Genomic DNA, 12,457 nt, shown 5'->3' on the forward strand with positions numbered 1-12,457 from the left:
ACCCTCTCCCAGCCACCATGACACAGCACCGCCGAGGGCGACTGAGGTATCCGCACTCAGGTCACGTCGACGACTTCGTAGTCGGTCGCAATCGCATCGTCGTAGAGCGCCTCGATCGCGCTGCCGTAGCGGTCGTGCACGACGTTGCGGCGCATCTTCATCGTCGGGGTCAACTCTGCGGCCGGGGACCACACGTCGTCGACGATGAGAAACTTCTTGATCTGTTCGACCCTCGCCAGGTTCTTGTTGGCCGCGGAGACCTGCGAGCGGAGTCCTTCCCGCAGTTCGTCCCGCGACAGACAGTCGGTGGTCGCGGGATCGACGACGGCGAGCGCCGTGACGAACCGCCGGGCGTCGCCGATCACGCACACGTTGGCGATCAACCGGCCCGCAGACATCACCGCCCCCTCGATGTTGGCCGGCGACATGTTCTTACCCGCCGAATTGATCATGATGTCCTTCTTGCGATCGACGACGGTGATAAAGCCGTCGGCGTCGATCGTCGCGATGTCGCCGGTGTGCAACCAGCCATCACCGTCGATGACCTCCGCGGTCCGGACCGGGTCGGCCCGATAGCCCCGCATCACCTGTGGGCCTCGCAGAAGGAGTTCGCCGTCGGGCGCGGTCGCGACCTCGACCTCGCGCAGCGGCCGGCCGACGCTGCCGGGCCTGATCTCAGTCGGAGTGTTCGCGGTGACGCAGCAGGATCCTTCCGACATCCCCAACACCTCGCACAGGGGTAGGCGCAGAGCCCCGAAGAACTCGATTACCGCAAGAGGAGTCGGGGCAGCACCGGTGATCGCCCACTGGACTTGATCGAGGCCCAGGCGCTGCCGGATTGCGGCGGCCAACCCGTCGTCGGCGGCCGCATCCGTCGCGAGGTCTCCCGGATAGGCGCTCTCCGCACCGGCTTTGAGCTTCTCCCAGACCCGGGGTACCGCGCCGCAGACGGTCGGCCGAACCGATGCCAGCGCAGCCGGGACGTCGGCCATGTCTGCCACGCACGTCAAGGTGTTCGCGTAGGTGAACAGCGCAGAGTAGTGCGAGGTCCAGCGATCGGCGACATGGGCGGCCGGCAAGAAACCGACCTGCCTGCCACCGCCGTCGAGGGGCAGGTACTCATGAATACCTCGCAGTTGGGCGAGCATGCCCGCGTGCGTCAGCTCCACACCCTTGGGCGGACCGGTGGTGCCTGACGTGTAGATCAAGGTCAACAGGTCGTCACCGCCGACTGCGGACGCCGCGGCGGTGAAGTCGAAGTCGGTCGACTCTGCGGCCAGCTCGGAACTCAGGTCGAGCTGACCGTCGACAGATGCTTCCACGGTCAAAACGTGGGTGACCGACACCCCAAGGGCGCGTGCCTCCTCGATCACGGGGACGAAAGCGGCCTCGGCGATCACGACCTGCGCCGACGAGTTCGCGAGGACGTAGTGGATCTGGCCGGCACTGAAGCTGTTGTAGATGCTGAACGGCACCGCGCCGAGCATCATGGCTGCCGCATCGACGACGTGGAACTCGGGGATGTTGCGCATCATCAAAGCGACGGTGTCGCCGCGGCCGACGCCGACCCCCTGCAGCCGCTGAGCCACCGAGCCGATACGGGCCATCAGTTCGTCGTAGGTCCAGACCTGGCCCGTCGTGAATGACCTGACCGCATCATCGTCGGGATGCGTGCGGGCAGTCGCGAGCAGGACGTCGCACATCGAGGTGCTTCGATCCAATAGGTCGGCGATCTGGGCTGCCGTGGTCCGGGTCTGCGCTTCGGTCACGTGGTGCTCCTGGGTGGTTGGTGGTTCCACCATCGACGTGCGCAACGCCGACTAGTACCGCCTGGCGGCAATCACCCCCGATTGTCGGTCTGACGGCCCTCCATCGGGTGTCCGTACGGGTCGATGTGCTGCTCTGGCCGTCGAGGGATTCGACGTGCCGTAGGTTCGCAGGCGTGAGTACCGGCGGAGATGACCTCGAGCTCGACTACGCGGCACTGGTCGACATGATCGCCGATGTCGTCTACGCGATCGACCTGCGCGGATGCTTCATCTACGTCAACACCGCCGGTGAGGACGTGTTCGGATGGCGCGCGCAGGATCTGATGGGGGAACACATGACAGCTGTGCTCGCACCCGACTCCGTGGCCGCCACCGTCGAACACTTCCGACGCGGCGTGATGGACCCCGCCAGGACGCCCTACTTCGAGACGACCATCCTCCGTCCCGACGGCACCACCCGCGAGTTGGAGATCCACGCCGGTGCGCTGTACCGGGACGGCCGCCAGGTCGCCCGACAGGGTGTCGGCCGCGACATCACCGAGTTGAAGAGGCTGCAATCCGAACTCGCCAATAAGACGGCACGACTGGCGATGGTCGAGGAGCAACAGCGGGCGGCCATGGAGCTGTACCGCAAGTTCAGCCTCGTCGCGACACATATGTCGCGCGACCCCCAGGCGTCGAGCGGGGCGCTCGATGCCGTCGACGAGGTGCTGTCGAGCACGATGGTCAAGGCCTTCGGGCTCGACGAGCAGGACATGCCGATCATCGAGCTGGTGGCGCAGGGCTACTCCAATCAGGAGATCGCCGACAAGGTGCATCTCAGCGTCCACACGGTCAAGGACCGGGTCAGCCGTATCGTCGCCAAACTCGACGCGCGCAGCCGGGCCGGGGTTGCCCTGCGCGCGTCCGATGCCGGCCTGCTCCGCGTGGCCAAGCCCGTCGCGGGGGACGGGCGCGACACCCATTCGGGTGGCATCTGACCGTTCTTCAGGGGACGGTGAACCGTTCCGCGAACACAGGCCCGTCGCGGTCGGAATGCTTCGGACCGAATGACCCCCGTGGTCAAGCCAGACGAAGGAGTTTGATTTATGTCCTCTGCCCGATCTCGACGTCCACTGGTATCTGCCACCCGTGCCCTGTTCGTTGCCGGAGCCGCCGTCGTCGTCTCGCTCAGCTCATTGTTGCCGGCCGCACACGCCAGCGGTCCAGTTGCCGGGCCTGCTCAGCCCGCGTCCGGATTGGGCTCGAAGGGGCCGTGTGGGGCGGACGTGCGGGTGCACACCAATCCCGAGGATCCGTTCCAGCGGATCTCGATCCACAATCCGACGGGAACCGGACAGACACCGATCACCGGTGGTCGATGCAACGATCCCAAGCGTCCCGTCGTGGTCGTCGTCCACGGCGTCATGGCCGGTATCGACGCCCAGCTGGTGGGGAGCAGCCTGCTCTACAGCGACATCATCAACCATTTCGTGAGCACCGGAAACACGGTGATATTCGCCAGCTGGCCGACGATGGCGTACGACTTCGCCGGGTCGGTCACCCGCGAGGACCGCGCTCTCGTATTGGCGAAGAAACTCGCACCCCGCGGCGACTTCAGCCGCCTGGGCATCGTCGGGCACTCGATGGGCGGCGGTGCGACGCCGTACCTGGCGCAACAGGCCGCCGCGCGCGGGTGGGGATCGGAGGCGCTGTGGTTGTTCCAGCTCGCGCCGGTGTTCACTACGAGGGTCGGATCCGGTCCCATCAAGGTTCCCGGGCACACCCGGGTCGTCGTGGAGACCTACGACAATGACTTCATCGTGGACGCCCGAAGCGGAATCCAGCAGTACCGCGACTATGCGATTCCTTCGTCGCAGAAGAAGTACGTGATGGTACGGACCGACGATCACGGCGGGCCTGCAGCGACTCTGCTCGCCACCCACACCTCGCCGAACTCGCTGCTCGCGCCCGAGGATGCCATTCGGTTCTACGGGATCTATCGAGTCGGCGATGCCTTGGAGTCGTGCGCGCTGTGGGGCAAGAACTGCGATGCCGATCTGACGTACATGGGCAAGTGGAGTGATGGCCGCGAGGTCCGGCGCTCGATATCCTCGGCCAACCCCGTCGACGCCGGGCCGCCAGCGATCATTTTCAGCCTGTTCGGCATTGCACTCGAATGCGAATCAAGTTTCAACCCCCGAGCGCACACGTGTCCTCCGTCGCGACCATGAGCGCCTAGCGGCCTACTCATCCGCCTCGGGTCGGGGCCTGCGCGTTCACCGCGCCGGATCGGTGGAGGACCGGTAGTGTCCGTTTTACTCACAGACGGCCACGACGGGGGGACAGGGTTGACCACCACCGTCGCCATCTATCTGGTGATCACGTTCGGTCTGGGCGGCCTTGCCATGGCGATTCGACTGCCACCCCTCGTCGGCTTCCTCGCCGCCGGTTTCGTGATCAACGCACTCCACGTCGATCACGTGCCCCAGCTCGAGCTCATCGCCGATCTGGGTGTGACCCTGCTGTTGTTCGCGATCGGGCTCAAACTGAACGTCCGCATCCTGTTCCAACGGGAAGTCTGGCTGTCGACGACGGTTCACATGGTGCTCAGCGTCGTGGTGGGCTACGTCCTGCTGTGGTTGGCCGCCCTTGTCGGGGTGTCGATGCTGGCCGGTGCGAGTGTCAAGACGATCGCGCTGCTGGCCTTCGCCCTCTCGTTCTCCAGCACGGTGTTCGTTGTGAAGGTGCTCGAGGAGCGCGGCGAGTCGAATTCGCTCTACGGCCGCGTCGCCGTCGGCATCCTGGTCATGCAGGACATCGTCGCGGTGGTCTTCCTGACCGCGACCGGTGGCCACCTGCCCAGTTGGTGGGCGTTGACGCTGGTCTTCCTCTGGCCGTTGACGCTGGTCATGCGGCGCATCTGGAGCCGGTTGGGCCACGGTGAGATGCAGGCGCTGTTCGGTATCACGATGGCACTCGTCGCCGGGTACGCGTGGTTCTCCGCCGTCGGGCTCAAAGGCGACCTCGGCGCGCTCATCGTCGGCGTGCTGTTGGCATCGCACCCGGCCTCATCGGAGCTCGCCCGCTCGCTGTTCCACCTCAAAGAGCTGCTGCTGGTCGGCTTCTTCGTCTCGATCGGGCTCACCGGACTGCCCGACCTCCCGACGGTCGGCGTCGCGCTGTTGATGTTGTTGCTGCTCCCGGTGAAGGCCGGTCTCTGGATCGCGCTGTTGTCGGTGTTGAGGATGCGCTACCGGTCGGCGATCCTGGCCGGGCTGAGCCTGATGAACTACTCGGAGTTCGGGCTGATCGTCGTGTCGGTGGGAGTCACCGCCAAGATCCTCGACAAGGCGTGGCTGGTGGAGATGTCCATCGCGGTGGCTCTGAGTTTCGTGGTATCTGCGCTGGTCAACGGGCGCGGCCACCTGATGGTCGAGAAGATCGCCGCACGACTGCCGGCGCAGGACGAGGCCAAGCTGAACCCGGAGGAACGTCCTCGCGACGCCGGTGACGCCGAAGTCGTCATCCTCGGCATGGGCCGGGTCGGCCTGGCTGCCTATCAGCGGTTGTCGCAACATCATGGACTCAAAGTCGTCGGGGTCGACTACGACGGGCCGCGGATCAAGACCCTGCAGGGGGAGGGGTTCAACGCGATCGAGGGCGACGCCACCGACCTGGACTTCTGGAACCGGTTGCGACACTCCGATTCCGTCCACACGGCGATCCTGGCCATGCACCGCCACGGCGCCAACGTCACAGCGCTGGAGTGCCTGCGGGAGTCGGGCTTCGGGGGACAAGTAGCCACTGTCGCGCGCTACGACGACGAGGTTGAGTGGGCCAAGAAGCACGGCGTCGACACGGCCTTCAACATCTACGCCGGTGCCGGGTCGGAGTTGGCTGATCAGGCGGCCGGTTTGAGCGAGCCCCTTCCGGAGACCGACCCAAAGTCCTGACGCCGGCTGATCCGGCGTTGTCAATGCATCCCCCTACTCTTCGAGCACGAGCGTGAAGGAAGCTCACATCTACGAATGCAGGGGAGTGCAATGGCCAAGGGTGGCGAGACGAACAGCGGGTGTGTCGGGGTCTTCGGGATCCTGCTCGTCATCGGGCTGATCGCATCGATTCCCATGGAGGTGTGGATCGGCCTCAGCGGCTTGATCGTCACCGGCGTACTGGTCTGGGCCGTCTTGAAGGCGTTGCCCGTGCTCGAAGCTAAGCGGGCTCGGCGCACCGCGGCGGCTGCGCAACGCCGACGTGACGAAGAAGCCGCGCGCCAACGCCAGCGCGTCGTCGACCTCGGTGAGATGAACGTCGGTCGAATCGATTCGGCACTTGCGGCAGTACAACAGGTGGCCGACTCACGGGCGGCGCGCGAAGGCTGGCTCGGCGACGTCGACTTCTCCGTCGACATCCAGGGGATCACCGACACGTACGCACGTGCGCAGCAGATGCGTCGGGTGACCTGGGAATTGCAGGCGCTGAGTAGTCCCACCGCTGACGACCGTCGCCTTCTCTCCGAGGCACATGCGACGGCGACGCAGCTGGAGGCCGCGGCGACCGCACGTGTGGACTTGATCCTCCGGTGTGCGCTCGAAGCACAGTCGATCGACGAGTCCCTTCGACGCGAAGACGAACAGGCGCAGACCGCCGCTGCTCGGGAAGCGCTTCACCGGGAACTGAGCACCTTGCTGTACGGGGTCGGTGCGGCACCGTCTGCTGAGGCTGCGGATTCCGCGGCCGACCGGGTGATGGCGCGGGTCGCCGGCTACCGGGAGATCAAACAGCAGATCACCCTGGCACGTGGACTTCCTGTCGGTTGACAGGATAATCGGGAGCAACGGCGCCCAATTGGGAGTCGGCGACCTGCAACAACGCTCCGCTTGCAAGCGTCGACGCTGACACCGAACTTTGGAGCGACTCAAATCGCCTCTGAGTTCCGGAAGCGGTGACAAGAGACTTGGGAGTCCGACACGCCAGGTCGGTCGTTGATCACGGCGATGGTTGAGGCATTGTTGCTGCCATGCCTTTGAACATGACCGGAATCCTCGTTGTGATCGCTTCCCCTGGCGACACCGCTGACGAGCGAGCGGCAGTTCGCGATCAGATGAACGATTGGAACATCAACAACGGTCGCCGGCAGGGGATCGCGTTGCTTCCTTGGCTCTACGAGCGTAGCGCCGTACCGGCTCTGGGTTCGCGGCCCCAGAGCGTGATCAACTCCCAGGCCGTCGACAGAGCCGACGTAGTCGTGGCCTTCTTCGACAGTCGACTTGGAAGCTCGACAGGTGTCGATGTGTCGGGCACCGCAGAGGAGATCCGTCGCGCCCATTCCCTTGGGAAGCCGGTCCATGTCTACTTCTCGAACGAGCCGATTCCGCGCGATGCCGACCTTGAGCAGGCTGCAGCCCTCAGTGAGTTCCGGAGAGAACTCGAGGCAGAGGGACTTCTTGGCGACTATGACGACCCTGCGGACCTGGCTGGTCAAGTGATACGCGCACTCGAGCATGACATCGATGAAGCTGGCTGGTCCGGCGTCGACGTTTCAGCTACTTCATCAGCCGGCGCAAGGCTGAAGTGGGAGCACGATCACCGAACCGAACAGCAGGGTCTCGACAAGAACGGCAAGATGAAGTACCGCACTTTGAGCAATCGTCTGGTCGTCACCAACTCAGGTGACCGCGCCGCGGAAGATCTAAGATTCAAAGTGACTGGTCTGGATGGCGCTCAGCTCCACTTCGACCCGCCGAGGGAGGCAGTCACCATTGAGCCCGACTCGGTGCGCGATTGGGTAGCGATCCCCGTGAAGAGTGGATCGGTTCAGATCGACGCGGAATGGACTGAAGGGGGCGCCCCTCAGGAGCGTCGATGGACGATTCGTATCTAGGCCGCTCGCCGGCGATGTTGGTCCTCCAAGAACTTCGTCGCACCTTCGACCAAGAGCCAACTTTCTGGACCGGCCCACGCGAACCTGTGCGACAGGATCATCCGAGCTGAGCTGGAGTCGAAGTAGGCGTGTGTGACGGGCGGCGACGTCGCCAATTGCGCAATTGCTCTCGCGACAGAAACGGACTCGGGAAAGAGCGCTATCTGACGTGCGGTCGAGTCTGCGGTCGAGTAGGTCGTGGATTGAGGCAGCTGAGGCGACCTATAGGTCTCGGCGGCAATTCCAGCGAAGTTTGAAACCAGTTCGACAGCAGTTGCCCACGCGACGTAGTCGATCGATCGGACGTGCACGAGTCGCCTTAGATGCCATTCGGCGCGTCGCAGCGTGGGTGTGAACTCGACTGATCGTTGTACATCGCCGAGCCAACGCTTGTGGCGTCTGCAGAAGTGGAATCGAATGTGCGGATACGTGACGACCCTTGTGCCCGCCGTGCAAGCTGTGCAAGCGACGCGAGATGACTCTTGCCTGTCCCATGTGCCGCGTGTCGTGGCGTGCCCAAGTCTCGCGTGTGAGTGCGCCCGTTCAAAGACTATCGGCGATACACCGCTGAGCTCTTCGATCACGCTACCGAGTTCGGCTGCGCCGGTTCCACGCTGTTGCCGCCGGTGGCCGACCATCTTCGTCATCCAGGCGGGGTCAATGGAGTTGGCTACACACACTCGTCTCAGATAAGAGTGCGGTGATTCCAGGTGTGCGAGTCTCACCGGTATGAGCTGCCTTGGGAGGTGGTCGTCGTTCACGCCACTCCAATCTGGCTGAACCCGAGGAGCGTGTCCTGGGTGACGACCTCCTGACCGACTTCTTCGCGAAGCTCGATCGCTTCGGACATCGCCAGGGAAAGGACACTGCGTAGGTCGCCGATCTTGCCGTTGCTCATGCTGAGGAGCAGATCGGCGAAGGGAGCGAGGTGATTGTCCTCGCAGTCGAGGAGGTTCATCGCGCCGCCGAGAGATTCGATCAGAGCCGCCCATTGCCCTCGAAGTGTTTCGGTGCTGCCACTGAACGGACGCATGCCGATGACAGTGCAGCGCGCGATGATCTGTTCTGCGGCGCGGCTGGACAGTCCGGTTTGGAGGTCGACGCCAGCGAATACGCAGATTGCTCCGGAGTCGTTCATGATCGTCTTGAGTGAGTTGATCGCGTCGTCTCCGCTCTTGCCATCGAGTTTAAGCATCTGCAGTTCGTCGATGATCAGCATTCTGGTGCGATGACGACGGAGAGCGTCGAGCGCGAGGTTGGTCAGCTGGTGCTGGGTGGCGCTTCGGAAGGCGTGCGGGATGCCGTAGAAGTTCAGGATCGAGCTGGCGATGGACTTTGGTGTCGCCTTCGGTTCCATCTCGATGTAGGCGACGGGTGCCTGGCCTTGTTGCTTGAACGCGGGGTCACGCTTGCCAACCCATTGCTCAGTCTTGGCTGCGAGATGGACGAGTGCCGTCGTCTTGCCAACGTGTGCGGGACCTGTCAGCACGATCCCGCGTTCGCCGACTGCAGCCGGGTTGTACCGCTGGAGCAGTGACATACCGACCCGGACGAGACTGCGAAGTTCGGGGGTCTGGACCATAAGCCCGTTGCTGAACCATTGCATGCGTTCGTCGTCGTAGGACGCCTGGGCCACTTCGTCGAGCGCGTCGAATTCATTCCGGGTCAGCTGTGCTGGGCGCGGAACTTCCAACGCAAGTCGCTGGCGAAGGCCCTCGAGGGTCGTCTTGCGGCCGATAGAGCGGGGCAAAACATCATCCATGGTTCACTCCTTCTCAAACGACCTTGTAGTCGTCTGGGTGATTTCGGATTGGCGAGACTGGGGCCAGGGGTGCTGGTTCGACTGCAGCGGGGCGGGGGAGTTCGTCACGCCTGCGGTTCGCTTTCTCAGTCGCAGCTTTGGTCCGCTTCCGGCTCGTGGACTTGGCCTCCTTTGGGGACTGTTTCCGCCGGTCGCGGTTCGTCGTCGAGGTGTGCCGCTTGGTGATCTTTTCGGCTTTGACGCGGCGTGTTTCCGAGTCGAGGAATGTCTGCGCCCATTCGGCATGTGGATCGTCGGCCGGCGCAGTTGCAGCGAGCCGCTGGGAGACCGTTGACCCAAATGGGAGCGCGGAGAGGCGGACACTGCGTGCAGTGCAGTCGATCCATACGTCGTTCTGCGGGTGTCGGACCCAGGCTCGGTCAGTGTCGTAGGGGTCTTGTCGAACTTCGACTTTCCCGCTGTGGGTTCGGATCTGGTCGAGTGCGGGCGAATCGTAGGTCTCGTTCTGAAGGTGAATGCCGTCAGAACGAAGTGTCCTTGAGAACGCCGGCATCAGACCGACGTAATCGGCTTCGGTGAGGGGAAGCGGGATGCCCGCACTGGCTTCGAATGCGGCCGCATACATCTGGTTCGGAGTGAACGTACGACCAGGGTGTTCACGTCGCACCAGGCCTCGGTGCGGGCGGTTCTGATACACCGAGATGACAAACTTCCACATCTGATCAACCAGTTCAGTGAAGGGGATCGGTACACGTGCGTTTCGCCCTCGGTGTTCGGGTGATCGGCCGACGTAGCTATCGAAACGAGCGAGAAGCTGGCTGTTCACACTGTTGAAGAAGCGTTCGACGTGAGGCTTGGCCGTCGGTGAGTGGGGAGGTGCATCGATGACGCTCCATCCGAGGACCTCGGCGGCGGCACGGCTCGCTAGGAAGTCCTTTCCTCGGTCCATCGTCAGGGTCTCGACCGCAATGAACGGCATGGCGGGAGCGTCGGGGGTAGCTTGCCCCATCGCGATCATCGATTCGGAAGGAAGGGTCTTTGATCGACCGAGGGTCAACGACGGGTCCAGGCGGTCGACCGCACGGCGGGGACTGACAATGCGTGCGAACAGCACAGCGTGGTCGGTTGAGGATGGCGCTCCACCGTGGATATGGAATCCCACGACGCTTCCGCTGAACACGTCTACAGCGGCAGTCATGTAGGGGCGGATCACCTGTCCATCGGGCATAGCGGTCTCGACATCAAGCGTGTTGGAGTCGATTTCCACATACTGGCCGGGATACATAGCTTCGATTGGCCTGAAGGTCCGTTGGGGACGGTTTGATTCACTGCGCCGGTGTGCGGCGCTCTTCATGAGGCCGGCAGCGTCGAGCAGCGGATTGAGCCAGCGTCGTAGCGTCCGGTCGCTCGGCCATTCAATGATGTGATCGGAATGGTCATTGCGTACGCGTTGCTTGATCTTGTCGAGAAAGTACTTGGTGTCTCGGCTTGTGGATCCGAGGTGCTCGGCGATTACCTGGTGCGCCGCTGTTTCCACTTCTTTCGGAACGCGCGGACCGGTGGAGTGCCGTGCCTTTCGACCATCGAGGAGACCCATCACCCCGTGTGCCCGGTATTCGGAGTCTTTCCGGAACAGGCTTGTACGCGAGGTCTTGATTCCCGCTGCGCGAAGCTCCTGCGCTTTGAGCTCCATGCGGCCCTCGATTGTGGTTCCGGCACCGTACCCGTCGCGGGGTACAGCGTCGGGATCGTCAGGATCCGCAACTCCAAACCTTGCCTCGTTGAGATGATTACGCCAGAACAGAACATCTTGATGGGTGTCCTGATCGAGCCGGGCGAGGTCGATCCGCTCTCGAACTTCCTGTGACGCGTCGCTCTTCTGGTGGTGCTCAAAGGACGCCTCGAGCGCGACGGTTGCCAAGTCAACCCACACAGGTGATCCTTCGACTACTGGATTCAGCCGAGTTCCCTGAATGCCGTGGGCGTCGACGATCCAGTCGCGCCCATCCCATGTGACGATGTCCCCGAGGTTCACGCGCCGCAATCGCATTGCGACTCCTTTCGTATCCATCGAAGGAATGTTTCAGTTGACAACGGCACATCCAGGTCCGCTGACAAGTGGTGATGCCAGATCAGGTGGCGCACGTGGGCGGCGGCGAGGTACGGATGCCGAAGGTTCACCATCGTCGCCCCGTCCTGAAAACAACGACCATCCACAAAAGCGTCTCGTAGGCGTTCAAGGTCATGTGGGGGCGGGTGATACTGGCGGTGCCGCGCCGCCCTGAGTAGCTGGAGGTTTCGGAGCTTCGCGACTGGAGTCTCGTTCAGAACTGCGTGTCTCCATCCAATCTGGCTGCACACGACGGCTGTCAGCTCAAACTGCTCATTCACCCCACCGGCCATCCGGTCTGCCGGCTTAACGTCGTAGACGATCTGGTCGCCGTTCTTGAGCTCCGCGAAGAAGTCCGGAATGTGCTTCCGTCCGTCACTGAACTCGATCAGCATGGGCTGCGCCGCAATTCTTGCGATCCGCCCTTCGAACTCGAGGGTGAGTAGGGCATCAGCCTCCAGGGCGGATTCGCACCAGACATGCGCCTTCTGCGTTGCCATGAAGTGACGCGAATGTCGATTCAGGCGATTCTGGTACTGGACGCCCTGTCGGTAGGGACGAGCGGCCGAGATCGCTTCTTCCAACAGCAGAGGAGAAGCACTCTCGGTACGCACCTGTCCGTCCTTAACGATCCAGGTCACCGTCGGAGCGATCCTCGCAGGACGATCGGCGACAGACCTCTGATCTGCGCGTGTCATTGCTCCTCCTCGCATGTCGCCACTGGTTAGTGATGTCCAACACTAGGAGTGGGGTACGACAAGTCCGGTCGTTCCAGGGCGCGAGCCCTCGTTCGCACGGCGCGCCTCTGTCCGAGGATCGGAAACTCAAAGATCTGGCAGCCGGCTGGCAACGAGCGCAGAGCGGAGCTTCTGGGGCGACTCGCCGAGATTTCAATAGGCTGGAGAATATTC

Annotated in this window: 9 protein-coding genes; 5 read left to right on the forward strand and 4 right to left on the reverse strand. The window is 63.2% G+C overall.

The window, feature by feature from the left end; all coding sequences use genetic code 11:
- Nucleotides 1-56 precede the first annotated feature (56 nt).
- Nucleotides 57-1,769 carry an AMP-dependent synthetase/ligase gene (locus B4L26_RS05825; RefSeq protein WP_290716948.1) on the reverse strand — a complete coding sequence of 571 codons (1,713 nt, stop codon included), beginning with the start codon at nucleotides 1,767-1,769 and terminating at the stop codon, nucleotides 57-59.
- A 173-nt stretch (nucleotides 1,770-1,942) separates the two neighbouring features.
- On the opposite strand from B4L26_RS05825, the gene B4L26_RS05830 reads away from it, so the two are divergent.
- The 5 genes from B4L26_RS05830 (at nucleotide 1,943) to B4L26_RS05850 (ending at nucleotide 7,635) form a co-directional block, all read left to right on the forward strand.
- A complete protein-coding gene (locus B4L26_RS05830; RefSeq protein WP_290716950.1) occupies nucleotides 1,943-2,749 on the forward strand; it encodes a PAS domain S-box protein in 807 nt (268 codons plus the stop codon).
- A 294-nt stretch (nucleotides 2,750-3,043) separates the two neighbouring features.
- Nucleotides 3,044-3,982 (forward strand): hypothetical protein, encoded by a 939-nt coding sequence (locus tag B4L26_RS05835; protein ID WP_290716952.1) that lies wholly within the window; start codon nucleotides 3,044-3,046, stop codon nucleotides 3,980-3,982.
- 117 nt (nucleotides 3,983-4,099) lie between these two features.
- Nucleotides 4,100-5,704, forward strand: a complete 1,605-nt coding sequence (locus B4L26_RS05840) for a cation:proton antiporter family protein (protein ID WP_290716954.1) — start codon at nucleotides 4,100-4,102, stop codon at nucleotides 5,702-5,704.
- Between the two features lie 90 nt (nucleotides 5,705-5,794).
- Nucleotides 5,795-6,571, forward strand: a complete 777-nt coding sequence (locus B4L26_RS05845) for a hypothetical protein (protein ID WP_290716957.1) — start codon at nucleotides 5,795-5,797, stop codon at nucleotides 6,569-6,571.
- Nucleotides 6,572-6,771: 200 nt separating this feature from the next.
- Nucleotides 6,772-7,635: a hypothetical protein gene (locus B4L26_RS05850; RefSeq protein ID WP_290716960.1), complete on the forward strand. Its 864-nt coding sequence runs from the start codon at nucleotides 6,772-6,774 to the stop codon at nucleotides 7,633-7,635.
- A gap of 796 nt (nucleotides 7,636-8,431) precedes the next feature.
- On the opposite strand, the gene B4L26_RS05855 is transcribed toward B4L26_RS05850, so the two are convergent.
- The 3 genes from B4L26_RS05855 to B4L26_RS05865 are packed head-to-tail and all read right to left on the reverse strand — an operon-like array spanning nucleotide 8,432 to nucleotide 12,187.
- Nucleotides 8,432-9,436: an ATP-binding protein gene (locus B4L26_RS05855; RefSeq protein ID WP_290716962.1), complete on the reverse strand. Its 1,005-nt coding sequence runs from the start codon at nucleotides 9,434-9,436 to the stop codon at nucleotides 8,432-8,434.
- A gap of 13 nt (nucleotides 9,437-9,449) precedes the next feature.
- Nucleotides 9,450-11,486: a Mu transposase C-terminal domain-containing protein gene (locus tag B4L26_RS05860; RefSeq protein ID WP_290716964.1), complete on the reverse strand. Its 2,037-nt coding sequence runs from the start codon at nucleotides 11,484-11,486 to the stop codon at nucleotides 9,450-9,452.
- Nucleotides 11,468-12,187: a TnsA-like heteromeric transposase endonuclease subunit gene (locus B4L26_RS05865; RefSeq protein WP_290716966.1), complete on the reverse strand. Its 720-nt coding sequence runs from the start codon at nucleotides 12,185-12,187 to the stop codon at nucleotides 11,468-11,470. Before B4L26_RS05865 ends, B4L26_RS05860 begins: the two co-directional genes overlap by 19 nt.
- Nucleotides 12,188-12,457 lie beyond the last annotated feature (270 nt).

The organism is Gordonia sp. UBA7599 (assembly GCA_002477755.1).
Taxonomy (GTDB): domain Bacteria; phylum Actinomycetota; class Actinomycetes; order Mycobacteriales; family Mycobacteriaceae; genus Gordonia.

Coding starts and splice junctions, on each gene's coding strand:
- B4L26_RS05845 (WP_290716957.1), top strand. CDS start 5,795: ATGGCCAAGGGTGGCGAGACGAACAGCGGGTGTGTCGGGGTCTTCGGG.
- B4L26_RS05850 (WP_290716960.1), top strand. CDS start 6,772: ATGCCTTTGAACATGACCGGAATCCTCGTTGTGATCGCTTCCCCTGGC.
- B4L26_RS05855 (WP_290716962.1), bottom strand. CDS start 9,436: ATGGATGATGTTTTGCCCCGCTCTATCGGCCGCAAGACGACCCTCGAG.
- B4L26_RS05860 (WP_290716964.1), bottom strand. CDS start 11,486: ATGCGATTGCGGCGCGTGAACCTCGGGGACATCGTCACATGGGATGGG.